The sequence below is a fragment of the Pseudomonas sp. SZ57 genome, assembly GCF_009495975.1.
GTDB lineage: Bacteria > Pseudomonadota > Gammaproteobacteria > Pseudomonadales > Pseudomonadaceae > Aquipseudomonas > Aquipseudomonas syringae.
The window spans coordinates 1-24255 of record NZ_WIBD01000003.1 but is presented as its reverse complement, the minus strand read 5'-3'; the positions used below and the strand labels follow the sequence as shown (position 1 = coordinate 24255).

Annotated in this window: 20 protein-coding genes; 12 read left to right on the top strand and 8 right to left on the bottom strand. The window is 59.5% G+C overall.

The annotated features are described in order from the left end of the window. Positions 1-5: 5 nt before the first annotated feature. Positions 6-1319 carry a PAS domain-containing methyl-accepting chemotaxis protein gene (locus GE543_RS03755; RefSeq protein WP_024649237.1) on the bottom strand — a complete coding sequence of 438 codons (1314 nt, stop codon included), beginning with the start codon at positions 1317-1319 and terminating at the stop codon, positions 6-8. 303 nt (positions 1320-1622) lie between these two features. Between GE543_RS03755 and GE543_RS03750 the strand changes: the two genes are divergently transcribed. Both GE543_RS03750 and GE543_RS03745 read left to right on the top strand, forming a co-directional pair. Further along, positions 1623-2816 carry a diguanylate cyclase gene (locus GE543_RS03750; RefSeq protein ID WP_003414932.1) on the top strand — a complete coding sequence of 398 codons (1194 nt, stop codon included), beginning with the start codon at positions 1623-1625 and terminating at the stop codon, positions 2814-2816. 81 nt (positions 2817-2897) lie between these two features. Next, entirely contained in the window at positions 2898-3335 is a 438-nt protein-coding gene (locus tag GE543_RS03745; RefSeq protein WP_046236354.1) for an N-acetyltransferase, read from the top strand. Positions 3336-3343: 8 nt separating this feature from the next. On the opposite strand, the gene GE543_RS03740 is transcribed toward GE543_RS03745, so the two are convergent. Continuing rightward, the gene (locus tag GE543_RS03740; RefSeq protein ID WP_153220792.1) at positions 3344-4984 is read right to left on the bottom strand and encodes a methyl-accepting chemotaxis protein; all 1641 of its coding nucleotides are present in this window, start codon (positions 4982-4984) and stop codon (positions 3344-3346) included. A gap of 257 nt (positions 4985-5241) precedes the next feature. Between GE543_RS03740 and GE543_RS03735 the strand changes: the two genes are divergently transcribed. Both GE543_RS03735 and pcsA read left to right on the top strand, forming a co-directional pair. After that, the gene (locus tag GE543_RS03735) at positions 5242-7254 is read left to right on the top strand and encodes an alkaline phosphatase D family protein (RefSeq protein WP_153220790.1); all 2013 of its coding nucleotides are present in this window, start codon (positions 5242-5244) and stop codon (positions 7252-7254) included. 87 nt (positions 7255-7341) lie between these two features. Next, the gene (pcsA, locus tag GE543_RS03730) at positions 7342-8061 is read left to right on the top strand and encodes a phosphatidylcholine synthase (RefSeq protein WP_003404730.1); all 720 of its coding nucleotides are present in this window, start codon (positions 7342-7344) and stop codon (positions 8059-8061) included. A gap of 65 nt (positions 8062-8126) precedes the next feature. Here pcsA and GE543_RS03725 read toward each other — a convergent pair whose 3' ends face one another. The 3 genes from GE543_RS03725 to GE543_RS03715 all read right to left on the bottom strand — a co-directional run bounded on the left by GE543_RS03725 (position 8127) and on the right by GE543_RS03715 (position 10488). Continuing rightward, the gene (locus GE543_RS03725; protein ID WP_003408474.1) at positions 8127-9335 is read right to left on the bottom strand and encodes a sugar transporter; all 1209 of its coding nucleotides are present in this window, start codon (positions 9333-9335) and stop codon (positions 8127-8129) included. A 268-nt stretch (positions 9336-9603) separates the two neighbouring features. Continuing rightward, complete coding sequence (locus GE543_RS03720; RefSeq protein ID WP_371927086.1) at positions 9604-10035, bottom strand: thiol-disulfide oxidoreductase DCC family protein; 432 nt, start codon at positions 10033-10035, stop codon at positions 9604-9606. A 108-nt stretch (positions 10036-10143) separates the two neighbouring features. Then, positions 10144-10488, bottom strand: coding sequence for a zinc ribbon domain-containing protein YjdM (locus GE543_RS03715; protein ID WP_032656664.1), 345 nt, complete (start codon positions 10486-10488; stop codon positions 10144-10146). Between the two features lie 257 nt (positions 10489-10745). On the opposite strand from GE543_RS03715, the gene GE543_RS03710 reads away from it, so the two are divergent. The 3 genes from GE543_RS03710 to GE543_RS03700 all read left to right on the top strand — a co-directional run bounded on the left by GE543_RS03710 (position 10746) and on the right by GE543_RS03700 (position 15276). Further along, positions 10746-12767 (top strand): acyltransferase family protein, encoded by a 2022-nt coding sequence (locus GE543_RS03710; protein ID WP_003408466.1) that lies wholly within the window; start codon positions 10746-10748, stop codon positions 12765-12767. Between the two features lie 65 nt (positions 12768-12832). Beyond that, complete coding sequence (locus GE543_RS03705) at positions 12833-13492, top strand: HD domain-containing protein (RefSeq protein WP_003408463.1); 660 nt, start codon at positions 12833-12835, stop codon at positions 13490-13492. A 119-nt stretch (positions 13493-13611) separates the two neighbouring features. Next, positions 13612-15276, top strand: a complete 1665-nt coding sequence (locus GE543_RS03700; protein WP_046236347.1) for a methyl-accepting chemotaxis protein — start codon at positions 13612-13614, stop codon at positions 15274-15276. 57 nt (positions 15277-15333) lie between these two features. Here GE543_RS03700 and can read toward each other — a convergent pair whose 3' ends face one another. Beyond that, on the bottom strand, positions 15334-15972 hold the full coding sequence (can, locus tag GE543_RS03695) for a carbonate dehydratase (protein WP_003345939.1): 639 nt from the start codon (positions 15970-15972) through the stop codon (positions 15334-15336). Positions 15973-16142: 170 nt separating this feature from the next. On the opposite strand from can, the gene GE543_RS03690 reads away from it, so the two are divergent. Continuing rightward, positions 16143-16547 carry a serine kinase/phosphatase gene (locus tag GE543_RS03690; RefSeq protein ID WP_153220788.1) on the top strand — a complete coding sequence of 135 codons (405 nt, stop codon included), beginning with the start codon at positions 16143-16145 and terminating at the stop codon, positions 16545-16547. A gap of 9 nt (positions 16548-16556) precedes the next feature. On the opposite strand, the gene rimI is transcribed toward GE543_RS03690, so the two are convergent. Both rimI and GE543_RS03680 read right to left on the bottom strand, forming a co-directional pair. Further along, a complete protein-coding gene (gene rimI / locus GE543_RS03685) occupies positions 16557-17012 on the bottom strand; it encodes a ribosomal protein S18-alanine N-acetyltransferase (protein ID WP_003345934.1) in 456 nt (151 codons plus the stop codon). Next, positions 17005-17811 carry an energy transducer TonB gene (locus tag GE543_RS03680; RefSeq protein WP_096115884.1) on the bottom strand — a complete coding sequence of 269 codons (807 nt, stop codon included), beginning with the start codon at positions 17809-17811 and terminating at the stop codon, positions 17005-17007. Before GE543_RS03680 ends, rimI begins: the two co-directional genes overlap by 8 nt. Positions 17812-17955: 144 nt before the next feature. Here GE543_RS03680 and mksB point away from each other — a divergent pair, with 144 nt between their 5' ends. The 4 genes from mksB to GE543_RS03660 all read left to right on the top strand — a co-directional run bounded on the left by mksB (position 17956) and on the right by GE543_RS03660 (position 24166). Beyond that, positions 17956-19233, top strand: a complete 1278-nt coding sequence (mksB, locus tag GE543_RS03675) for an Mks condensin complex protein MksB (RefSeq protein ID WP_003404706.1) — start codon at positions 17956-17958, stop codon at positions 19231-19233. Next, a complete protein-coding gene (gene mksE / locus GE543_RS03670; RefSeq protein ID WP_153220786.1) occupies positions 19223-19930 on the top strand; it encodes an Mks condensin complex protein MksE in 708 nt (235 codons plus the stop codon). Before mksB ends, mksE begins: the two co-directional genes overlap by 11 nt. Then, on the top strand, positions 19927-22746 hold the full coding sequence (mksF, locus tag GE543_RS03665) for an Mks condensin complex protein MksF (protein WP_153220784.1): 2820 nt from the start codon (positions 19927-19929) through the stop codon (positions 22744-22746). Before mksE ends, mksF begins: the two co-directional genes overlap by 4 nt. Positions 22747-22918: 172 nt before the next feature. Then, on the top strand, positions 22919-24166 hold the full coding sequence (locus tag GE543_RS03660) for a right-handed parallel beta-helix repeat-containing protein (RefSeq protein ID WP_153220782.1): 1248 nt from the start codon (positions 22919-22921) through the stop codon (positions 24164-24166). The last annotated feature ends 89 nt before the right edge of the window (positions 24167-24255 follow it).

The window sequence follows — 24255 nt, the reverse complement described above, 5'->3', positions numbered from 1 at the left end:
CCCAACTACTTCAACTGATTGGCAAACCGCCCCACGGCGCCCACCACCTGTTTGGCCCCCTCCTGAATCTCGACGATCACGGCGCCGGCCTCGTTGGCCAGCACCAGGCCCTGCTCCGCCTGGGTGCGGCTGTTGGCCATGCCGCGTACCGCCTCATCGGCCAGCGACTGATTTTGCTGCACGACGCTGACGATTTCTTCGGTTGCGGCGCTGGTGCGGCCTGCCAGTTGGCGGACTTCGTCAGCCACTACGGCAAAACCCCTGCCCTGCTCACCGGCACGCGCAGCTTCGATGGCGGCGTTGAGTGCCAGCAGGTTGGTTTGCTGGGCAATGCCACCAATGGTTTGCACGATGGAATTGATCAGCAATGACTGTTTGCCCAGCGCTTCGATGCCCGAGGAGGCCGACTGCATCTCTTCGGAGATCTTGCGCATGGTCTTTACAGTGTTCTGCACCACATCCGCGCCGCGCTGAGCGCTGACGTCGGTCTGCTGGGAGATTTCAAACGCCACGCTGGCGGCCTGACTGACTTCTTCTTCGCGGGCCACCTGGTCGGTCACCATCGTGGCGAACTTGACCACCTTGTAGAGTTTGCCCTGAGCATCGTGGACCGGGTTGTAGGTTGCTTCCAGCCAGACCTCACGCCCGCTGCTGTCGATACGCTTGAAGCGTCCGGCTACGAACTCGCCACGATTGAGCATCGCCCAGAATTCCCGGTAAGACGCCTGAGAGGTTTCTGCCGAATCACAGAACATGCTGTGATGCTTACCCTTGATCTGCGCCAGGTTATAACCCATGCCACGCAGGAACTGATCGTTGGCGGTCAATACCTGGCCGCTGAGATCGAACTCGATCACGGCGGTCGAGCGCAACAATGCCTGAATAAACGCAGAGTTCTCGGCAGCCGTTTCGACAATCTGGGTGATGTCCGATCCGTAGCATTGCAACGTCATCAGCCTGCCCTGCTCATCCAGCACCGGCTGCCAGAGGGCGCGAATCCACACCAGCCGGCCATCGGCATGCAGAAAACGGTACCTGTCGATGACCGACTCGCCCTTTTGCACCGCCACTTTGAGACTGCGATAGCAATCCAGCTGTTTGACGTAAGTAGGCACCAAGTGGTCGAGATCCTTGCCCAGCACTTGCTCGAGCGAGTAGCCAAGCGCGCTGAGAAAGTTTTCATTGGCGTGGACGATGTGGTAGCTGGCGTCCAGAGTCAGACAGACCATTTGCGCATCCATCCCTTTCTGCATCTGCCGGTACATGGATAACTCGGCCTTTTGTGCCTGTAATTCCTTTTTCAAGCGAGCGTTGAACATGACGGCACCCATAGTGAGGTTGTACGTATATATCGACACAAGCGTAGACGGGTTTAAGACATTTCGTCTGATGGTGGCAGATTGAATTACAGGGCGTTTGCGACAGAAAAAACGCCCGTCTAAAGGCCATCTCGCGCATTGCTGCGAGATGTTTTCAGTGATGACAGCACGCGGCCATTTGTCACCCAGGCCACGCCGTTAGCCACCATCGGTCGACTTTGGACTGGCGGCACGATACATTGATAGCACTAAGACATCACTCATGATGTCCTACGTCTCTCGATGTTAATGTACCGGTGTCACATGCTCGTTTCTGCCCTTGAACGTCCCAATCTTGAAGATGCGCAACTCCTTGCCGAGGTCGAGCAGACGATCGCTTCAGGTGTTGGCTCGTTACGCTTCAGCCGTGTTCTTGAGCAACGCTATCAGGACGAAACCCGGCTACCGCGGCGCGAGTTCCTGACGGCGGTAGGGATTGGCGGCAGTCTGATCTACAACCTGTTCCTGATCAGCGACTGGTTGATACTGCGGGATGTATTTTTCTATGTAGCCGTGGGCCGTCTGTGCCTGATGACGCCGATGTTTATCGTGCTGTTGATGCTGGCTCAACGGGTTTCCACGCGCTGGGCGATGGAAACGATCGCTGCATTCGCCACGGTAGCGTGCTCGCTCATGCCGCTGTTGGTCATGATTCACAGCGACAGCCCTTATCAAATCTTTTATCAACTCGGCATGCTGTTGATCATGGTCTACTGCACCATGATCCAGCAATTGCCGTTGCGCCATGCCGCTGTCGCCATGTCGTGCATGCTGATCATCCAGCTGGTGACCACTTACATCGCCGACTTTGCCGACTTCGTGATCTGGCAGGCCAACGCCGTTTTGTTCGTCTCGACAGTGGCACTGCTGCTGATGGCCTCCTACTTTCTGGAGCGGGCAGGCCGTATGAGCTACCTGTTTGCGCTTCGCGGACGCCTGCTTCAAGTGCAATTGATGGAGTTCGCGCGTACCGACGGGCTGACCCGGCTGTTCAATCGACACTACCAGGACGAAGTGATGACCTCCGTCTGGGAGCACGCTCGCAATACGCCGGCGAACGTGGCCATCATCCTGCTGGATATCGACCACTTCAAATCCTACAACGACAACTACGGGCATCCGCAAGGGGATACCTGCCTCAGATTGCTCTGTCAGAAAGTCCAGCAAAGCGCGCATGACCATGGTGCTGTGGCGTTCCGGTTCGGCGGCGAAGAGGTGCTGGTGCTGATGATCGGCGATGCCGTGCAGGCCCGAGAAGTGGCCGGGGCCCTGCAGAGCGCGGTTGCCGAGCTCAAGTTGCCGCATCCGGTGCTGGGCGAAAACGCGCTGGTCACCATCAGCCTCGGCGTGGCCTGTGCGACAGCGCCTCTGACCAGTGCCGAGAACCTGATTGGTGCGGCTGACAATGCTCTCTACGCGGCCAAGCGCGCCGGACGTAATTGCGTGTGCTTTGCGTGAAATGAAACACCGCAGGATCCTGCTTTACGCCGCGCCCCTGCCACTTTAATCTCGGCGCACACCCAGGCTGGGAGCCATCGCATGAGCATTCACATTGACGTCAGCACCAACCCTACGGAAGAGGATCGTCTGGCGATTCTGGAACCACTGAAACGTTTCAACGCCGAGCAGGCGGGCGACGGCAAGTCCGAGAAAGTGGCGATGTTCATTCGCGATGATCAAACCCGGGAAATCCTCGGCGGCCTGCACGCTCGCATTCTTTATGAGTGGCTGTTCATCGAACTGCTGGTCGTGCCGGAACAGGCCCGTGGGCAAGGCATGGGCTCGCGTCTGATGCAGATGGCCGAGGATCTGGCGGTTGAAAAGGGCTGCACGGGAATCTGGCTGGATACCTTCGACTTCCAGGCCCCCGATTTCTATCGCCGCCACGGTTACACCGAGTTCGGCCAGATTGACGACTATCCGCCCGGCAACAAGCGCTTCTTTTTCCAGAAGCGCCTGCCGAACACAACGGCCTGAGACTTGCGTCAGACCTTGAACTTGCCCACCAGATTGTTGAAGGAAATGGCCAGACGCGACAGCTCCTGGCTTGAAGCACTGGTCTGGTGCGCACCTGCGGCGGTCTGGGCGGAGAGGTCCTGAATGTTGACCAGGTTGCGATCCACCTCGCGCGCAACGTGGGACTGCTCTTCGGAGGCTGTCGCAATCAACATGTTGCGGTCGTTGATCTCGGCGACGCTCTGCGCAATGCGCTCCAGCGACTGCCCTGTGGCCTGAGCCAGGGTTTGTGTGTTGCTGGCCAGGGTGCGACTGTTGCCCATGGCCCGCACGGCCTGATCGGCACTGGCCTGGACACTGCCGATCATGGTTTCGATTTCGCCGGTGGACGCCTGGGTTCGAGCGGCCAGCGCCCGCACTTCGTCCGCCACTACAGCAAAACCGCGCCCCTGCTCGCCTGCACGTGCGGCCTCGATGGCAGCGTTAAGGGCCAGCAGGTTGGTCTGCTCGGCGATCCCACGGATCACGTCTAGTACTTGCCCGATCTCACGGACGCGCCCGGCGAGTTCTTCGACCATGGTGGTCGAACTGCTGATCTCGGCACTGACGGTATTGATCGCATTCACCGCATCACGGGCCTGATCACGACCGGCAGCCGCGTCGGTGCTGGTCTGTCGGGACGCTTCCGACGTCGACATGGCGTTACGCGCGACCTCTTCGACCGCAGCGGTCATCTCGTTCACCGCCGTAGCGGCCTGCTGAATCTCATCGTTCTGACGTATCAGACCGCGACTGCTTTCTTCAGTCACGGCATTCAGCTCTTCAGCAGCCGAGGCCAACTGGTCGGCAGCGCTGGATATTTGCCCGATCGTGCTTTTCAGGTTGTCCTGCATATCGCTCAGGGCAACCAGCATCATGCCTGCTTCATCGTGATATTGACTGGCAATCGGCAGCGTCAGGTCACCGCTGGCAATTCGCCGGGCATTGGTCACCGCAGTGTTGATTGGCGTGCTGATGGCACGACTTATGAACAGGCCCATCACAAACGCGGCAAAGAATGACAAACCTATGCCGATGTACAGATTTCGTTGCGCAGCGTCCTGTGTCTGGTCGGAAGCTACAGCGGCCTCCCCTGCCTGACGATTATTGGAATTGACGATGGTGGTCAGCTGATCCATGACCTTCAGGTAACCGCTGCGAACATCACCGTCGATGATCGCTCTCGCGCCCGCAATATCCCCGGACAGGGCAGTGCCTTTGGCCTGCTCGATGAGTGCCTGATAGCCAGGCCAGTCTCTGTCCATCTGATCACCGGCAGCGCGCTCGTCATCTTCAAGCGGCGTAGCCCGGTAGGTCGCGTAGCTTTTTTCAGCCTGAGTCCTGTTAACGGTCATGCTCGCGAGAATATCGTCCTTGGCGCTTTGCGGCGCATTGCCTGCCATGGCGGCCAGTAAACGATAGAGATCACGGTTCTGAGCAATGACCGAGGCCTTGACCTCGCCGGTTTTTGTAACCGACAGCAGGCTGTTGGTAAATACGTTATCAAGGCTGCCGGACAGGGCACTGATGCCGCGACTGCCTATTACGCCCACCCCGAGGGTGAAAAGCGCGCACAGAGCAAAAGCCATAAACAACTTGGCGGATAACCTTGCGTTGTAAAACCATTTCATAGCGGGAACCCTCATGAGCAAATATGGCATAACGCCATAAAACTTTATGGAATTCTGATGCCCTCTGCATAGGTGTATATCGGCATTTTCAGAGCACTCTGCAGGCGGTTAACAAAGTCTTCATATGAATGAGGCTGAGCGCACCGTTTTGCATGGTCTGCAATGTCCGGAAACACGCGTTCGCGTGGTGTAACAAGAACTTTCCAGGCCTGTTGCGTTACCATCCCCGCCTATATCCCACAGAGCCATGAGTCAGGATGTCAGCTTCTTCCTTTGATCAACTCACTTCGCTGCCGTCCATCCTTGCCGGCCCGCTGTTGCGCCGTCAGGAAGCCAGCCGCCTGGTGTTGTGGCTGGTGGGGTCTCGTCCATTGCGCCTGACCGTGCGCCTGCGTCATGCCGCTACTGATGACTCCACTGCGGGCTTCAACGATTACGTACTCGACGACCGGCAATGTCAGGTCATCGCAATTGGGCGCCATGCGTTCATTCACCTGATCGACCTGCAACTGGAAGCCGAACTGCCGTGCGACACCTGGATCGATTACGACCTGCTTGTGGAGGACGAAGGCGGTATTGCCGAGTGGGCGCCGCACTTGCTGTACGAGGGCCACCGCTACCCGAACTTCGTGGTGCGCAGCAGCATTGATCACCTGCTGCATGGCTCGTGCCGCAAGCCGCACCACAGCGCGGCCGAAGGTCTGCTTTGCGTGGACCGCCTGCTGGCCGACATCAAGGAGCCGCTGCAACGCCCTGCGCTGTTGATGATGAGCGGCGATCAGATTTACGCCGACGATGTCGCCGGGCCAATGCTGCGCGCCATCCATGTCTTGATCGAACGGCTGGGGTTGTTCGACGAGCGACTCGACGGTGCCATCGTCGATGACAGCCCTCGTCTCTATGCGCATCCGGCCAGCTATTACCAGCGTGCCGACCTGCTGCCGGCCCTGAAAAGCAACGACACACTGCGCGAGCGCTTCTTCGGCGGCACCAGCAAACCGGTATTCACCAGCAGCACAGCGGATAACCATCTGGTCACCCTGGCGGAAGTCATGGCGATGTACCTGCTGGTCTGGTCACCCACGCCCTGGACCCTGATCGAACCCGGCAGGCCGCAACTGGAAGACGGGGAAGTCGAGCGCTACGCCAGGGAGCAGCATCTGGTCGAGGCGTTTGCCGAGGGCCTGGGCGGCGTAGCACGGGCGATGGCGCATCTGCCGTGCATGATGATTTTCGATGACCACGACATCACCGATGACTGGAACCTGTCGGCGAACTGGGAGCAAACCGCGTACGGCCATCCCTTCTCCAAGCGCATCATCGGTAACGCCCTGCTCGCCTATCTGCTGTGCCAGGGCTGGGGCAATAACCCGGATGCGCTAAACGGACTGGTCAAACAGGCTCATGCACTGAGCACCGAGGCCGTGTCGAACGACAACTGGCTGGACAGCCAGGCCCAGGACCAGTTGATTGATCAGTTGTTGAAGTTTCAGCAATGGCATTACGTGCTGCCGACCCACCCGGCACTGGTGGTACTGGATACCCGAACCCGGCGCTGGCGCAGCGAGTCGAACTTCAATCACCCGTCCGGCCTGCTGGACTGGGAAGCGCTCAGTGAACTGCAACAGGAGCTGATCGACCATAAATCAGCGATTATCGTCTCGCCTGCCCCCGTGTTCGGCGTCAAATTGATCGAGGCGATACAACGTATCTTCAGTTGGTGCGGCTATCCGTTGCTGGTCGATGCGGAGAACTGGATGGCGCACCGTGGTGCTGCCAACGTGATTCTGAACATCTTTCGCCACTCCAGAACCCCGGGCAATTACGTGATCCTGTCGGGCGATGTGCATTACTCGTTCGTCTACGAAATCCTGATTCGCCAGCGCAGCGGCGGGCCTCACATCTGGCAGATCACCAGCAGTGGCATCAAGAATGAATTCCCCCGTCGTCTACTCGACACTTTTGATCGGCTGAATCGCTGGTTATACTCTCCCCGCTCACCTCTTAACTGGTTCACCAAGCGCCGCCTGATGAAGGTTGTTCCGCGCACGCCCGAGCACAGCAAGGCCGGTGAACGCTTATGGAACTCGGCAGGTGTCGGGCAGGTACTGTTCAATGAACAGGGCCAACCGACCCTGATCAACCAACTCAATGCCAACGGTGACGCGCCTACCTGTTTCGTCGAACCGGAAGAATACAGAGACCCGCGATCAGACGAAGAGCGTGGCTTTCTGGAAAACAACCGGGAAACAAGGGATAGTCACCGCTAAACTTATCGGCAATTGCCGGGTCGATAGTTGCTACCGGTCAGGTTTGCGGCACACCCTGGCAAGCATTACTTCCTGGAGAGCGCCCCCGTGATAACCAATCAACGCATAGCCAGACTCAACGCATGGGGGGCACATGGCTTCACCGCCACCGGCGTAGTCCTTGCGTTCCTGGCGACCATTGCCTTGTTCAACAACGAACCCAAAGCCTGCCTGTTGTGGCTGGGCGCGGCCCTGATCGTGGATGGAGTCGATGGCTCACTGGCTCGCAAGGTCAACACCACGTCGGTACTGCCGCACTTCGACGGCTCGGTACTGGATCTGGTCATCGACTACCTGACCTACGTGTTCATCCCGGCACTGTTCATCTACCGCTATATACCGGTGCCGGATTACACGCTGCTGCTGAGTGTTTCGGTCATTCTGGTTTCGTCGCTGTTCTGTTTCTGCAACGTCGACATGAAAAGCAAGGACAACTACTTTCAGGGCTTCCCCGCCGCCTGGAACGTCGTTGCACTGTGCCTCTACATTCTGTCACCGGCCCCATGGCTGACGTTCATCACTATCATCGCCCTGGCGCTGCTGACCATGACCCGCATGAAGTTCCTGCACCCGTTCCGCGTGCGCCGCTTCATGCCGCTCAATATCGCGGTGACCACCGTATGGTTGCTGTCCAGCGCACTGCTGATCATCAACCACCCGCACAACGGCCCGGTGGTTATGGGGCTGTGGCTGGCGATGTCGGCGTATTTCCTGGGTATTTGTATCTGGAGAACGTCGCTGGAGTGGCTGGGTCGGCTTAAAGCCTGACCTGCAAGCCAGACCAAAAAGCTCGCTGAACGCATTGCGCGTCAGCGAGCTTTTTTATGCGTGCCCTATTTGCTCTCGGCCTGCATCTCGGCAGCAGGCCGCACCTTGCCGAAGTGATGCGTTGTATAGCAGCACAACCCCAGCCCGCCGAGGGCCAGCAGGCCGCCGACGATGCCGACATTGGCAACCCCGAGATGGCTGCTGACCACGCTGCCGAGCAGCGCGCCGCCGCCGATACCGATATTGAAGATGCCCGAGAACAGCGCCATCGCCACATCGGTCGCATCGGGTGCCAGCGACAGCACGCGCGCCTGTAAGGTCAGGCCGAAGCACATGATCGCCATGCCCCAGATAATGGTCAGCGTGCCAAGCGTCACGGCATCCCCTGAGAGCGGCAACAGCATCAGCAGGCACAGGGTCAGCGTGCCAATGGCGGTGATCAACAGCCCGTTGGGGAAGCGGTCGCTGAACAGGCTGAAGATGATCGAACCCATGATCCCGGCACCGCCAAAGACCAGCAGCAGGATCGTGGTCATTTCGCCGCTGAGCCGGGACACGGTCTGGGTGAACGGCTCGATATAGCTGTAGGCGGTGAAATGCGCGGTGACCACGATGGCGGTCAGCAGGTAGATCGCCATCAGCCGCGGGCGCTTGAACAGGATCGGCAGGCTGCGCAATGAGCCGGAGTTCTGGCTGGGCAGCAAAGGCAGCGCGCGAACCAGCAGGAAGACTACCAGCGCAGCGATGCCGGCGATGCCCAGAAAGGTGGTCCGCCAGCCCAGTGCTTCACCCAGCACGCGGCCCAGCGGAATACCCAGCACCATCGCCAGCGACGTACCGGTCGCCAGCAGGCCCAGCGCCTGAACCTGCTTGCCGGGCGGTGCGATACGCACGGCCAGCGACGCCGTGACCGACCAGAACACCGCATGTGCAAACGCGATACCGACCCGGCTCACCAGCAGGATCGCAAAGCTGGGGGCGATCGCGGAAAGGACGTGGCTGACCACAAACAGCCCGAACACGAACATCAGCAGCTTGCGGCGCTCGATGTTGCGCGTCGCCAGCATCATCGGCAACGACATCAGCGACACGACCCAGGCATAGATCGTGAGCATCAGCCCGACCTGGGCCGGGGTCATTTCGAAGCTCTGGCCGATGTTACTCAGCAGACCGATCGGCACGAACTCGGTGGTATTGAAAATGAAGGCCGCCAAGGCCAGCGCGAATACGCCAAGCCAGCTACCTGCCTGCTCGTTTGGAGGTGAAGTTATCAAGAATCACAACGCCCTGAAAATGTTCCGACCCGAAGGCCGACCGCCACGCGTGCACACGCACGCCTGACACCTGTATGCAAAACCGCGGCTCGCCCCACTGAAAAACCAACGCAAAAACGCTCCGCTCGACCTTCTGAATCGGGCGCAGTGTGCAAAGTGGATTATTGTGGATATGGGGAGTGAAGCAAGATGACACGAATTCTACGGACCACAAGAGTGGATCACAACCCGTGCGTACCTGACAGACTTTACAAATGACCGCCGGTCGTCAGCCGTCAAGGAAGCGCTGCCGGTGCTCGGGTGATGGCAACAGGCAGTGATCATAGCGCCCGAACAGGCAATATCGGTTGAGCGCGATACGGTTGTAGGCCCAGTCGCGTAGAAAGCGCGGGAAAATCCCCAGCACTTTGAGCAGCGGCCACGGCGCAGGCAAAAGGCCCATGATGTGCAGAAAGGCATCCGAGCGCACGAACACCCGATTGTTGACGATAACCGCGATGGTATGAAAATCGTCGAGCGGCAGCCCGGCCCACTTCAGCAATGCCTGACCTTGTTCCGACTGCACGGCGGCCAAGCGCAGACGCCGATGCGGATCATGGCGAATCAGAAACTTCACCACGCCATTGCACAGCTTGCAGACCCCATCGAACAGCACGACACATTCATCGGGTTTCAGATACGGGGCGGGGGTGTTCGGCACGGTATTCACCTGTTCAGGAAAAACAGCCCTGGCGCGCCCGGAAACATGAACGCCCCGCCAGTCGAAGGACCGGCGAGGCGTTCAGGCTAAAGCCATTGCCCGGCAGAATCAAACCTTGCGGACGAACTCCGACTTCAGCTTCATCGCGCCGATGCCATCGATCTTGCAATCGATGTCATGGTCGCCATCGACCAGGCGGATGTTCTTGACCTTGGTGCCGACCTTGACCACCAGCGAGGAGCCTTTGACTTTCAAGTCCTTGATCACCGTGATGGTGTCGCCGTCCTGCAGCACGTTGCCCGTTGAGTCCTTGATGACTTTCACGTCGTCGGACGCATCGGCGCCAGCGGCGTCGGCAGACCATTCATGGGCGCATTCCGGGCAGATCAGCAGGCTGCCGTCTTCGTAGGTGTATTCGGAATTGCATTTCGGGCAGGACGGTAAGCTCACAATGGTTCTCGCATCGAGGAGGGGTAAAACCATGCATTATAAAGGGCTTTTCCCGTTTCAGGTGGGAAGAGACTGATCTGTCGTCATAAACCTGCTTCAGTCATTGGACAGAAGCGAAGACCTGAACTAAAAAATACAGCACTCTCTGTCCGGCAACCTCCCTTCGTCTTCTCCCTACACGACCCCTGCGCCTCGCGTTGGCGGTAGCTATTGCAGCGTGCATTTACCGTCTCTTGCCACTTACTGCATGAGCACATCACATGGGCATCCCTCACAACCCGGCACTCGGCTATCGACCCGAGATCGATGGTCTGCGCGCGCTCGCGGTCATTCCGGTCATTCTGTTCCACGCGGGCTTGCCGCTGTTCAGCGGCGGATTCGTGGGCGTCGATATCTTTTTCGTGATCTCCGGCTATCTGATCACTTCGATCATCATCGCGGAGAAGATCAGAGGCCGGTTCTCGCTGATCAACTTTTACGAACGACGCGCGCGGCGCATCCTGCCGGCGCTGTTCGTGATGATGCTGATCTGCTTGCCTGTCGCGTGGTTGACGCTCGATCCGTCTGACCTGAAATACTTCGCCAAGAGTCTGGTGGCGGTGCCGACCTTTTCATCCAACGTGCTGTTCTGGCTGGAAAGCGGCTATTTCGACGCCACGGCAGAACTCAAACCTCTGCTGCATACCTGGACGCTCGCGGTGGAGGAACAGTACTACCTGTTCTTCCCACTGCTCTTGATGCTGGCCTGGGGCCTGGGCCGCAAGCGGCTGATCGTGCTGCTGATGTTCGTCGCCCTGGCCAGCCTGGCGCTGGCGCAACTGGGCGCCCATCAAGACACCAGCAACGCGTTTTATCTGCTGCCGGCACGTGCCTGGGAATTGCTGGCGGGCTCGTTCATCGCCTTCTACTTTGCCTGGCGACCGCGCAGCATCGGGCGCGCGAGCGTTGTCGATCAGGCGGCGACTTTACTGGGGATTTCGCTGATCGGTTATGCCGTGGTCGGTTTCGACAGCAGCACGCCCTTCCCCGGCCTCAACGCGCTGGTGCCCGTGCTGGGTGCGGTGTTGATCATCGTCTTCGCCCATGGCAAGACCTGGGTGGGGAGCGCCCTGAGCTCACGTGCGCCCGTCGCGATCGGCATGCTCAGTTACAGCGCCTACCTGTGGCATCAGCCGGTCTTTGCCTTTGCCCGCCAGTACAACCTGAATGAGCCAGGCCTGCCACTCATGCTGGCGCTTACCCTTGTGTCTTTGGCGCTGGCCTGGCTGAGCTGGCGTTTCGTCGAGCAGCCTTTTCGCAAGGCCGGCACCTTCAATCGTCGTCAGATTTTCACCACAGCAGGGGCTGCCTCAACGCTGTTTGTCGCGCTGGGGCTGGTCGGCTATGTGAATAACGGCTTTCCCCAGCGCTTCGCTGTCGACCCGGAGCTGCATCAGGCATTCGCCGACCCGTTGATACGCGACAAATGCGACCAGCCCCTGGACGGCAAGAGCGGCAACGTCGATTTTTGCCTGTTCGGCCTTGCTGACAAGGAGGCAGTACCGGACATGGCGCTGTTCGGCGACAGCCATGCCGAAGCGCTGTTATCGACGTTCGACGCTGCCGCCCGGGATCAGGGCAGAACCCTCGCGCATATCGGCCTGGGCGGCTGCCTGCCCTTGCTCGGCGTGGACGTGGCCAACGGCAACTACGCTGCCGGGGTCTGCGAAGCGCTGGCCGCTCGGGAATTCGACTACGTGAAGCGGCAGCGGATCAAAAAGGTCGTGCTGGTGGCGCGCTGGACGCTCTATACCGGTGACGATTACAGCGAAAGGACGATGAGCAAATATTTCCTGACCTCACGCGCCGATCCGCAGAAAAGCCGCGAAACCTCGCGCAAGGTATTCAGCCAGGCCCTCGAACACACGATCGAGGCCTACCGCAGTATCGGCGCCGAGGTGTTCATCGTCGCGCAGGTGCCGCAGCAAATGATCAACCCTGAAAGTCTCTATTACCGCTTGGCGCGGGACGCTTCGGAAGACGATGCGCAGGCCTTGCAGCGGGTCAGCGAACTGTCGGTGCCGGTGGAAAAACACGACCTGTTGCAGCGTTTCACCCGCCAGCTGTTCCTGCGTGCCAGCCAATCGCAACACATCAGCCTGATCACGCTGGATGACGCCTTCTGCAAGGACAGACAATGCCTGATCGGCGACCTGCATTCGTACTACAAGGACTTCAACCACCTCAACGCACGGGGTGCGGGGCTGCTTGCCGGCCAGATCAGCCATATTCTTGATCAGTGACAGGGTTTTATCAGGCGGCATTGTCTGTAATGCTGAGGCCTGACCAGACGCCCGAGGACCACCGCATGACCGCCGCCAGCTTCACCCCCTTTGAGGATCTGGCCAACCTGCTGATACCCCACACCCACGCAGAGAGAATCGACGACTCGCACGATGTCTCGCACTTGCTGCGTGTCTGGAAGAACGTCTGCGCCATTCGTGACTGTGAAGGCGGCGATGCCCGCATCCTGATTGCGGCAACGCTGCTGCATGACTGTGTTTCGGTCGAGAAAGACTCGCCGTTTCGCGCCAGCGCATCGCGACTGGCGGCGACGCGGGCCAGCGAGTTGTTGACCGAAATGGGTTGGGACGAGCAGAGCATCGCCTCAGTCGCCCACGCCATCGAAGCGCACAGCTTCTCGGCGGCGATCACGCCCTTGACCCTCGAGGCTAGAATACTGCAGGACGCCGACCGTCTCGACTCGCTGGGCATGATCGGTGTAGCCCGCACCTTCTACGTATCAGGGCGGCTCGGCAGAGCGCTGTACGACCCGAATGATCCGTATGCCAGCCAGCGCCCCTACGACGACATAAATTTCGCTGTCGACCACTTCCACACCAAGCTGCTGCACCTGGTCGACGGTTTTCAGACCGATACCGGCGCACAGCTGGCGAAAGTCCGGCACCACCGGGTCAAGCGCTTTCTGGATGAACTGATGGAGGAAGTTGCTCCCCCTCAGCCATGAATCGTCGGCTGCCCACCCATCATTCATTAGATGTCATAAAGACATCACACAATTGCCCTATAAACGGCTCTCCGAGAAGGTCCGTGTGTTTATAGGGGTTGTGTGCCGTGAAAAGATTGATGCCTCGTTTCCTACGTCGGCAAGCCACAACGACAACACTCTTGCGCCGCTTCAAAATCACGCTGCGCCTGGTGATCTGCTTCGCCGTCACCTCTCTGCTGATGGTCGCGCTGGGCGCGTTCTGCCTGTTGCAGATGCAGGCTATTCGTACCCAGGGCGAGGCGGTCGAGAGCGGCGCCCTGCCCAGTATCGCCACCGCCGATGCCATCGCCATCGGCCTGGTCAAACTGCGCAGCGAAACCACCCGTCTGATCGCCAACGCCGACGATCCGGGTGCCGTCATCAACAGCAAGATCAATGTCGAACAACTCAGGAACGAGGTCGAGAAAGGCTTCTCGGAATACCTCGCGCGCGTTCAGTCGGGCACTGAGCATGACTCGATTGTTGCGTTGCAGGATGCCTACAAGGCTTTCATGCCCGGCTTGCAGGATCAGATCGCGCTGATCGAGCAGAACAAGCTGGACGAGGCCAGGATGCTGGCCAACACCATGCTCTCGCTGCAAGGCGACCTGATGGACATGCAGGTGCAACTGTTGCGGGAACTGAACAAACAGAGTGCGGCCACCGCTGTAGAGGCCGCAAGCGCCAGCTACGAGCAAACGCGGATCATCGCGCTGAGCGCCATCGGCCTGGTTCTGGCGCTGACCCTGTTGCTGGCCTGGCGCCTGAGCGTCAGCATCATCCATCCGGTGCGGCAGGCTCTACACATCGCCAGCACCATTGCCGATGGCGACCTGAGCGAGCACCCGATACCGGACGGCAAGGACGAAACCGCGCAATTGCTGATCACCCTCGGGCGCATGCGCACCAACCTGCACAGCACGATTGACCAGATCTACGCAGCGGCGACGCAGTTGTCGCAGTCGGTTCAGGAGATGGGCAGCATTGCCGAAGCCAGTGCGCTCAATCTGCAGCTGCAGAACACTGAAATCGAGCAGGCCGCTGTCGCGGTCAATCAGATGAGTCAGGCGGCCATCGAGGTGGCAGGCAACGCCAGCAATACCGTGACCGAATCGGAGGCGTCGACCCAGGCGGCAGCACAAGGGCAGGACAAGCTGTCGGCAACCATTCTGTCGATCAAGGAACTGACCGAAAACGTGCTGGACTCGTCGCATCAGGCGCAAGGGCTGGCCGAGCGTACACAGAGCATCAGCAGCATCCTCGATGTGATTCGCGCAATTGCCAATCAGACCAATTTACTGGCGCTGAACGCGGCTATCGAAGCGGCTCGTGCAGGCGAAGCCGGGCGCGGCTTTGCCGTGGTGGCCGATGAGGTCCGCTCACTGGCGCAGCGCACCAGTGCCTCCACCGCGGAAATCGAAGGGCTGATCAGCGGCGTACAGCAAAGCACTCAGCAAACCGCCAGCTCGCTGCGCCACACGGCGACCCAGGCCAGCCTGACAATGGAACAGGCCGCCTCGACCAGCGAAGCCTTGCAAGTGATCATTCATTCAACCGCCACCATCAACGACCGCAACCTGCTGATTGCCAGTGCCGCCGAGCAGCAGGCCCAGGTGGCAACCGAAGTGGACCGCAACCTGAGCAGTATTCGCGACCTGTCCAGCCAGACCGCATCGGGCGCGCAGCAGACCACTGTCGCGAGTAACGCACTGTCGATGCTGGCGACTGATCTGAACCTGATGGTGCAGCGTTTCGTGCTGTGATGGGCCGAAACTCGCCAGCCAGCCTGCAACAACAGGCTGGCTGGCGATGAGCGGCTGTCAGTCCTGCGGACGCAGACGGTATTGCGGCGGCAGTTGCTCGAAACCGCTGATGGTCACGTCGAGGCTTTTCCAGCGGCCATCCTTGATGCCGTAGATGCAGCCATGCACAGACAGGCTCTGCCCACGGTGCCAGGCGTTCTGCACAATGCTGGTGTGACCGACATTGGCCACTTGCTGGATCACGTTCAATTCACACAGGCGGTCGACGCGCTCTTCCTCGGTCGGCAGCTTGGCCAGCAACTCGCGGTTTTCGTAATACAGGTCACGAATCGTGCGCAACCAGCCGTCGATCAGGCCGAACTGGCGGTCCTGCATGGACGCCCGCACGCCACCGCAACCGTAGTGGCCTGTGACCAGAATGTGTTTGACCTTCAACACATCCACTGCGTACTGGATCACTGACAGGCAGTTCAGGTCGGTGTGCAGCACGACGTTGGCCACGTTGCGGTGAACGAACAGATCACCCGGCAGCATGCCGACGATCTCGTTGGCCGGCACGCGTGCATCGGAGCAACCGATCCACAGGAACTCAGGGGTTTGCTGGCGGGCCAGTTTGGCGAAGAACTCAGGGTCTTCCTGCTTTATCGCATCGGCCCAACGTGCATTGTTATCAATCAGGTCTTGTAGCTCGTTCATGCTTTGACGCCTCGATAATGATGCCCAGCCTTGGACTGGAGTCGAATCCTTCAAGTCACGCCTGTTTGCCACTACTGGCAAAATTCACCAAGGCTCGTCGGTCAACAAAAAGGAATCTTCAAAGTCATGGCCGGTCCACTTTTTACGACCACCTGAAATGAGGATTTCCCATGAATGATTCACGCCGTCCGTTCGGTGCTACCGAACCGGAACCCATCGACGATAACGAAGACCGCATGGGCTCCATGGAGACACTCGATTTCGACGAGGAAGAACCGGGCCGTATCGGCGATCTTATCCCTGAAGGCGAGCTGCAACATGAAATTCCCGATCAGCGCGTGCGTGAGGCAGGCCTGACGGGGGCATCCACTGATGATCACCATCCGACTGACGATGATCTGTCTCCGGAAACCCTGATCCGTGAAGACGGTGCCCGTTCACCGTCCGAACAGGGCGATGGCGACCCGGCGGACCTGGACCTGACCGTAGTCGATGAAGATGACATTGGCGGTGGCAACGGGCTGGATGAGGAAGAATTGGCACTCATCGACCCGCTGGACGGCAACCAGCGCTGATCCGGACACTCAGTCCAGCAGCGTGCAGGCCATCACTACTGCATCTTCACGGCCGCCGTCGGATGCCGGGTAGTAGTCACGACGCCGGCCTATCTCGTTGAAACCGTAGTTTTCATACAGACGATAGGCTGGGCGGTTGCTGTCACGCAGCTCCAGAAAGCATTCCCGTGCATTGAGCTGGTAAGCGCGCTTCATCAGGTGGTCGAGCAGTAACAGGCCTAGACCGCGACCCTGGTTTTCAGGTTTGACCGTAATGTTGAGCAGGTGCGCTTCGTCGATGATGACCTGAATGACGCCGTGCCCGACCTGCTGCGCGCCCTCGAACATCAGCCAGATCTCGTAGGACTTGAGCCCGTCGAGAAAGATGCCGCGTGTCCAGGGATGACTGAACGCGGCATATTCGATTTTCAGCACCGCGTCCATGTCGGCTTCGGTCATGCGGCGGAAGGTTACGGCATCACTCATCGATCGATTTCCAGCGCGTCATCAGCCGACGCATGGCTTTCCAGACATCCGCCTTGCGCTCAGGCTCGTCCATCAGTAATTCAAGACCTGGCAGCGCCCAGGCCGTGCCCAGACCTTCAATCTGCAGTTCACGGTGGTAAGACTCGGCATCGGCTTCACCGGCGTACTTCATCGACGGCAGACCGATCAGCCACAGGCAGGCGCAGGGCTCGTCCTCGAGCCGCGCGCCGACGAAGCCCTGCACGAAATCACGCGCAGCTTCCGGGCCCTGGTCCATCTGGCCGCGGACCAGCAACGGCCAGCGCACGGGCTCGCCAATGATCTGCGGACTGTCGGGCAGACCGGCGGCGCGCAACATGTCCTTGAGCAGCAGGTAGGAAGGATCACGGCTCTGAAACGGCTGCCCCGTGGTCAGTTCGACCAGTAACAGGCAGCGTCCGGCGCGCAACAATTGCAGGGCAAAGCGCGGTGGCGGTACCACCGGCGCCTTGGGCGGCGCCGGCTCGGCCTCTTCGGCGGCCGGGGTGGCTGTGCGCGTGCTGGCCAGTGAGGGGCGCGGCACCTCGACCCTCGGGCGCTCGGGCTGCCGGGCAATCGGCTCGACGTTCGACGTTTCGGCAGGCGCAGTGTGCTCCGCTGGCGAAGCAGCAGGCGCGACACGTTGCACCTCGACCGGCGGCGGCAACGGCACAAGCAGTTGCGGACGCGACGGCGCGGCGAATGGCAGTTCTGTGCGCGGCAGCCAGTTGACCACCTGCATGGCGGTCAAATAAGCGCGGCGACGGGACTCGTTGAGCAAGGGTCAGCCACCTGTGGATAAGTTAAGCGCGCAATTCTAGCGTTGTTCGCCTTTTTGCGCTGCAGCATATCGCCCGCAGGTGAAATATCAGTCGGCTGATGCAGTACAATTGCCGCTTTTCACTTGCCAACAGTCGGCCTAACGATGATCGAACCCAAGCGCGTTCTGCGCGCCCTTGCCGAGCACTGGGCGCTCCTTGAGCCCTTATGCGAACATTTCGACCAGGGTACGTTGAGCCTGAGCGAGCTGCGCCTGCAACTGGGCGCTCAGCAGCAGGACAGCACTCCGCAAGACATCACCAATCTGCTGGACGTGTGGATCCGTCTGGACATTCTGGTGCCCGTCGCGAAAAGCCCGAACCGTTTCGAGCTCAACGCACAGATCCATGACTTCCTGTCGTACCTGCGCCGCGAGCACCGTCTGGGCCTGTGCCTGGAAATCGAAGCCTACCTGCGCCACCTGGAGCGACTGGCCGGCTACATTCAGGACGCGTTCGAGGTTCGCGACGCCAACGACCTGGCCAGACAGCTGCGCCTGCTGGACATGCGCGTGCGCGACGTACTCAAGAAGCTCGCCAACGACGAGCAGGCGCTGGTCGCCGTAGCCGACCGGGCCAAGACCAGTGACCGGCAGATCCCGTTGCGCCAGCGTTATGCCGAAGTGCTGGCGACGTGGGACGAATACGTCGAGCCGATGATTCAACTGGTCAACGCAGACGGTGCGTTCGAGCAGGGCGTGCGCAAGGTCGAAAACGTCCTGCTGCGCCTGCTGACCGAGCAACAACGTCTCGGTCACTTGGTCGACGACGATATGCTGCTGCGTACCCACGCGCGCATTCTGGAAATGCAGACCAGCGCCCAGCTGACCTTGCGCCATGCGCGCGAACTGCTGCTGCCACTGCGTGAAGAAGCGCGTCGCCATAACGCGGTGACCCGCGGCGCGGCGCTGGCCTTGTCTGCGATTCGCCGCAAAGGGCTGGATGCAGTGCCTCAGGCTGCCATGCCGATGTTCACCCGTCCGCAAAGCACGTTCCTGGGCAGTGCCAGCCAGGTCGAGGCCTACGTGTATGCCCTGGCGCGCTTCGAACCCAAACCCGCGAGATTCCCCAAGGCCAGCGGCACCCGCAAGGGCCAGGCGCCACGCGCACCGCGTACGGTCAAGGAGATGCTCGAACGCTGTGAAGACGCCTTGCCGATGCCTGACCTCATGGTCTGGTTGCTGGAGCAGGAGCCGACCGGCGAGACCGACGAGCTGCTCTACTGGTTCTCGCGCCTGTCGCGAGACAAGCGCTTCGCCCGTGAACGCCTCGAGCGTCGCGAATATTTCACCCGGGAGCACCGCGTCAGCCTGCGCTCCTTTGCCCTGCTCGCTGCAAAAGACGAGCAGGCCGAGCATTCCGAGAGCACCGTTCATGCATCTTGATCTATCCGAAATGTCCCAGCTCGCGCCGATCTTTCGCGAGCTGTTCAAGGGCTATCACATCAGCCGCCGCGACCCGGAGCTGTACGCTCAGCTCTCCAACTGCCAGGACCAGTACCGCACGCTGTTCAAGGCACTGGGCTTCGAGCTGGTCTGCGACACGCGTGGCTTTTATTACTTCGTGCCTGAACTGGCTGCCGCGCAGGTCAACAAGACCGCCCAGCGCCTGGCGCTGTTCACCTTCATCCTCGTTGAACATCTGGCAGATCAGGGCCGTGACCCCATGTCGGTGCTCGACGGTGGCAGCCTGGGCCGCGACGAGCTGCCTTCGATGCTGGAAAAGTACCGCGACCTGTTTCTCCAGGCTGAAGTACAGACCCCGGAAGAGCTTGAAGAAAAGATCATGCGGCGCATGACGCAGTTGGGCTTTGCCAGTGAGGAAGTGGGTATCTACCGTTTCCTGCCACCGATGTACCGTTTTCTCGATGTGTGCCTGTCGGTGCAACAGGACCGCGATCTGGCAGCCAGCCTGCATAGCGCCCTGCCCCTGCCGACGCCCGTGCTCATCGATGACGACAGCGACGAAAAGCTGCTGGAAACCGATGACCCGCTGGACCTGGCTGAATTCGGCGAAGAGACCGAGGAAGAGGCGCTGGCCCGGGCAATCGCCGATGAGCAACGACAGGAGATGGACACATGAGCCAGGAACGTTATGGCATCCGCCGCTTTGCCCTGTTGAACACTGCCGGTTACAGTCTCGGCCTGTTCCCGCTGGAAAATCCGCTGTCGGTATATGGCGCGAACAACCTCGGCAAAAGCGCCTCGATCAACGCCCTGCAGTTCCCGATTCTGGCGCGCATGTCGGACATGAGCTTCGGCAAATACAGCCTGGAGCAATCGCGGCGCTTCTACTTCGCCTCCGACACCAGCTACATTCTGGTGGAAGTCTCCCTGCCTCACGGCCCGCATGTCATCGGCGTCGTGGGTCGCGGTCCGGGCGGCGGCTTCGGCCATCAGTTCTTCGCCTATGCCGGCGAGCTGGATCTGGGTCATTACCAGAAGAACGACACCTGCCTGCGTCAGAAAGAGCTGTTCAGCAACCTGGAAAGCCAGGGCCTGAAAGCCTACGAGCTGAAACCTGACGAACTGCGCCGTCTGCTGGTCGGCGGCCACACGTCGATTCCGCTGGACCTGACCTTGATCCCTTTGCGCTCCACCAGCGAGCAGAGCCTCAAGACCTTCCGCGCACTGTTCATCAACCTGCTGCACATGCGTGAAATCACCGCCGCCAAACTCAAGCAGCTGTTTCTGGATGCTTTCGAGCACAGCCTGCGTTCGGGCAGCGTCGACTATATTGCCGCCTGTGAAGAAGCCTTCCGCGATGTGCGGCGTATGGAACAGGACTACAACTCGCTGGTGCTGGCCGGCCCTCTGGTCGAGGCGCTGGCCGCTGGCGTAAAACAGCGCGATGTGTTGCGCGGCAAGCTGCATCGTCTGTCACCGATCCTTGATTCGCTGCTCGGCACCTGGTCGGATTACTCCGGTGCGCGCAAGGAAGAGCTGGTCATTCAGGCTGAGCATTACCGTGCCCAGCAGGATGAGATGCAGAACGATCAGCGCAGCAGCACTCAGGAATTGATGCGCCTGGAGCGCGAGATCAGCAGCATCCAGCGCTGGGTCGGCGAGCTGTCGGTACTGAAGAATCGTTTTGCGCTGGTCGATGACGTCAAGGTGCTGGAGCAACAGCTGCTCGCCGCCAAGGACGCTCACGATGAGCTGGCCGGTGCGCTGGCCCAGTCCCGGCAGTTCAGCGCCGAAGACCTGGACGAGCGCCTGCGCGATCTGGAAAAACGCCTCAAGTCGGTCAAGCAACAGCTTGATCATGCGGACAACAACAGCTATGCCCGTCTGCGTGAAGAGTTTTCCCAGCCGGACGTCGAACGTCTGATGCGTCTGTTCAACAGCGCGCTGTTCAGCCTGCCGTTGGGTGAGCAAGGCATTGCGCTGGATGATGGCGATGCGTGGGTCAAGTCGCTGGAGACCATTCTGGATGGCTTCAAGGGCGATCAGTTTTCAGTACCGGGGCTGACCATCAACCTGTCGAGCATCGAGCCTCCTGCCCTGCAGGCGCTGGCCGATCGCGCCGCGTTGCGCGATCAGAAAGAGCGACTGGAGAAAGAACTCAAACAACTGAAAACCCAGCAGGCTGTCGCTGCCGACCGTTCGGCGAGCAAGACCCAGACCGAAGCGCTTTATCAACAAGTGCTGGATGCGCAAAAAGCGCTTGAAGACTTCCGCCGCTGCCAGACCTTGAGCGCGGAGGAATCCACCAAGCTGGAAGAGCTGGCGCAGATGGAAGCCGCTCAGGATGAACTGAAACGCTCCAGCGACGCGTTCACCGAGCGCGTGCAGCAACTGTCCGCCAAGCTGCAATTGATCGCACGTCAGATCGGCGATATGGAATCCAAGCAACGCACACTGGACGACGCGCTACGTCGCCGTCAGTTGCTGCCAGCAGACCTGCCATTCGGCACACCGTTCATGGACCCGATCGACGATTCCATGGATAACCTGTTGCCGCTGCTCAACGACTACCAGGACAGCTGGCAGGGTCTGTTGCGCAGCGATGGACAGATTGAGGCGCTGTACGCACAGGTTCGCCTCAAGGGTGTGGCCAAGTTCGACAGCGAGGACGACATGGAGCGTCGCCTGCAGCTATTGATCAATGCCTACGCACACCGTACCGACGAAGCGCTTACGCTGGGCAAGGCTCGTCGCGCTGCGGTCACGGATATCGCGCGTACCCTGCGCAACATCCGTAGCGACTACGACAGCCTTGAGCATCAACTGGCGCTGTTCAACCGCGAGATCAACAAGCGTCAGGTCTCGAACCTGGCAAGCTTCCGTATCGTGCTCGCCCCTAACAAGGAAGCGCTCAAGCACATCGACCAGATCATCCACAGCGCCGGGCAGTACGAAGAAGGCGAGACGCTGTCGGTCTTCGACCTGAGCCAGAGCGCAGAGCAGGACAACAAGAACGAAGAAGCCAAGGAATATCTGGCCCGGCTTGTGGCTGCCAACCACAACCAGTTGGGCTTGAAGGACCTGTTCGAGCTGGCATTCGAAATCACCAAGGTCAATGGACAACCGGTTATCCACACCGATATCGATGGCGCGGCCTCCAACGGCACCACGATGACCATCAAGGCATTGACCAACATGTACCTGCTGTTGCACTTGATGGATCGCGACCAGGCCGGTCGGGTGCGTTTGCCTTACTACCTCGATGAAGCCGCAGACATCGACGAGAAGAACCAGGCAGCCCTGCTGGAAACCAGCCTGCAACTGGGCTTCGTTCCAATTCTGGCCAGTGTGAAGCCACAGGTCTCGGCTCACGTTGCCATCGACCTGGAAGGCGGCAGCGGACCCAATGGTATTTACATTGATGAAGCGGACTGGAAATACATTCAGCGTCGTGACGATGTGAAACCAGAGGTCCCGGAACTGGCCTCTTAAAGGCTGATTGCTGTGAACAGAAGGCCGCATGAGAATGCGGCCTTTTTTATTGTCTTTGAATTGAGTGAGGCCCTGTTGCAGGCCTCGGCGAGCAGACTCTTTATTCATCGAATTCATAATAAGGGGCAGCAAACACGCATACGATTACACCAGGCAGGCTTGGAGTGACCCCATGAGAACGATATCGCTGACGGTCTTGCTGGTCGTTGCTGCAACAGCGCAGGCAACTGACTACTACGTGGCCCCCAATGGCGATGATCACGCTGCGGGTACCAAAGCCTCACCGTTGCGCACCATCATGCGCGCGCAGCAAGCCGCAAAAGCCGGCGACACGGTGTACTTTCGCGGCGGCCTCTATGCCTACACAGCCGGCATCAACCGCTGCGCTAGCCGTACAGATACCGTGAATGCCATCACCCTGAACAATAGCGGCAGCGAAAACAAACCCATACGCTACTGGGCCTATCCGGGCGAAACACCGGTTTTCGATTTCTCGGCCATGAAAGACGATTGTCGCGTCAAAGGCTTCAACGTTACCGGGAGCTGGCTACACCTGAAGGGACTGGAGGTGACCGGCGTACCGCAACAGCCCGAAAACCATCTCAACCACGAGTCATGGGGCATCTGGAACAGCGGCAGCCACAATATCTTCGAGCAACTCAATCTGCATCACAACATGGGACCAGGCCTGTTCATTCAGAACGGCGGTTATAACTTGGTGCTGAATACAGATTCCCACCACAACTACGATCCTTACACCTCAAACGGCGCAGGTCAGAGTGCAGACGGCTTCGGTGCACATATCAAGGCAGGCCATCCAGGTAATGTATTCCGCGGTTGCAGAGCGTGGGCCAATTCCGACGACGGCTTTGACCTGATCAATGCCTTTTCGCCAGTGACCATCGAAAGCTCATGGGCATGGCAGCAAGGTTACCTGCCTGGCACGCGCACAAAACTTGAAGCCGGCAATGGTAATGGCATCAAAGCGGGCGGATACGGTGGCAAGTATGTGCCTGACGGCGTGAAGCATATCGTCCGTAATTCCGTTGCCTTCGACAATAAGTCCGCTGGTTTCTATGCCAATCACCATACCCTGGCACTGGACTTCATCAACAACACGGCTTTTGCAAATGGCGTGAACTACAACATGGCAGGTATCGCCCCGGATGGTTCGCTGATCCCTCTCGGTAACCTGTTCAACAACATCGCCTACAAGGGACGCTTGACCGTTAACACCGAAGGACTGGATATGGCACACAACTCCTGGACATTGCCAACGCCGGTAACCGCTGCAGACTTTGAGGATGTCTCGGAGACGGGGTGGGATGCGCCACGTCAGCCGGACGGAAGCCTGCCAGTGCTGCGCAGCTTCCACCTGCGAGCGGGCAGCAGACTGGCAGGGATGGGGGCGTTTCACTAAACCCTGGGGGTCTCTGGCGCTAATTCCGCTACCTTGTAATGAGGTGAGCCCGGCAGAGTGATAAACCCCAGACAAACAAAAACCCTCAA

Bases quoted from the DNA above. Each gene is read 5' to 3' on its own strand.
- GE543_RS03755 (WP_024649237.1), bottom strand. From the start codon at position 1,319: ATGTTCAACGCTCGCTTGAAAAAGGAATTACAGGCACAAAAGGCCGAG.
- GE543_RS03750 (WP_003414932.1), top strand. From the start codon at position 1,623: ATGCTCGTTTCTGCCCTTGAACGTCCCAATCTTGAAGATGCGCAACTC.
- GE543_RS03745 (WP_046236354.1), top strand. From the start codon at position 2,898: ATGAGCATTCACATTGACGTCAGCACCAACCCTACGGAAGAGGATCGT.
- GE543_RS03740 (WP_153220792.1), bottom strand. From the start codon at position 4,984: ATGAAATGGTTTTACAACGCAAGGTTATCCGCCAAGTTGTTTATGGCT.
- GE543_RS03735 (WP_153220790.1), top strand. From the start codon at position 5,242: ATGTCAGCTTCTTCCTTTGATCAACTCACTTCGCTGCCGTCCATCCTT.
- GE543_RS03710 (WP_003408466.1), top strand. From the start codon at position 10,746: ATGGGCATCCCTCACAACCCGGCACTCGGCTATCGACCCGAGATCGAT.
- GE543_RS03705 (WP_003408463.1), top strand. From the start codon at position 12,833: ATGACCGCCGCCAGCTTCACCCCCTTTGAGGATCTGGCCAACCTGCTG.
- GE543_RS03700 (WP_046236347.1), top strand. From the start codon at position 13,612: ATGCCTCGTTTCCTACGTCGGCAAGCCACAACGACAACACTCTTGCGC.
- can (WP_003345939.1), bottom strand. From the start codon at position 15,972: ATGAACGAGCTACAAGACCTGATTGATAACAATGCACGTTGGGCCGAT.
- GE543_RS03690 (WP_153220788.1), top strand. From the start codon at position 16,143: ATGAATGATTCACGCCGTCCGTTCGGTGCTACCGAACCGGAACCCATC.
- rimI (WP_003345934.1), bottom strand. From the start codon at position 17,012: ATGAGTGATGCCGTAACCTTCCGCCGCATGACCGAAGCCGACATGGAC.
- mksB (WP_003404706.1), top strand. From the start codon at position 17,956: ATGATCGAACCCAAGCGCGTTCTGCGCGCCCTTGCCGAGCACTGGGCG.
- mksE (WP_153220786.1), top strand. From the start codon at position 19,223: ATGCATCTTGATCTATCCGAAATGTCCCAGCTCGCGCCGATCTTTCGC.
- mksF (WP_153220784.1), top strand. From the start codon at position 19,927: ATGAGCCAGGAACGTTATGGCATCCGCCGCTTTGCCCTGTTGAACACT.
- GE543_RS03660 (WP_153220782.1), top strand. From the start codon at position 22,919: ATGAGAACGATATCGCTGACGGTCTTGCTGGTCGTTGCTGCAACAGCG.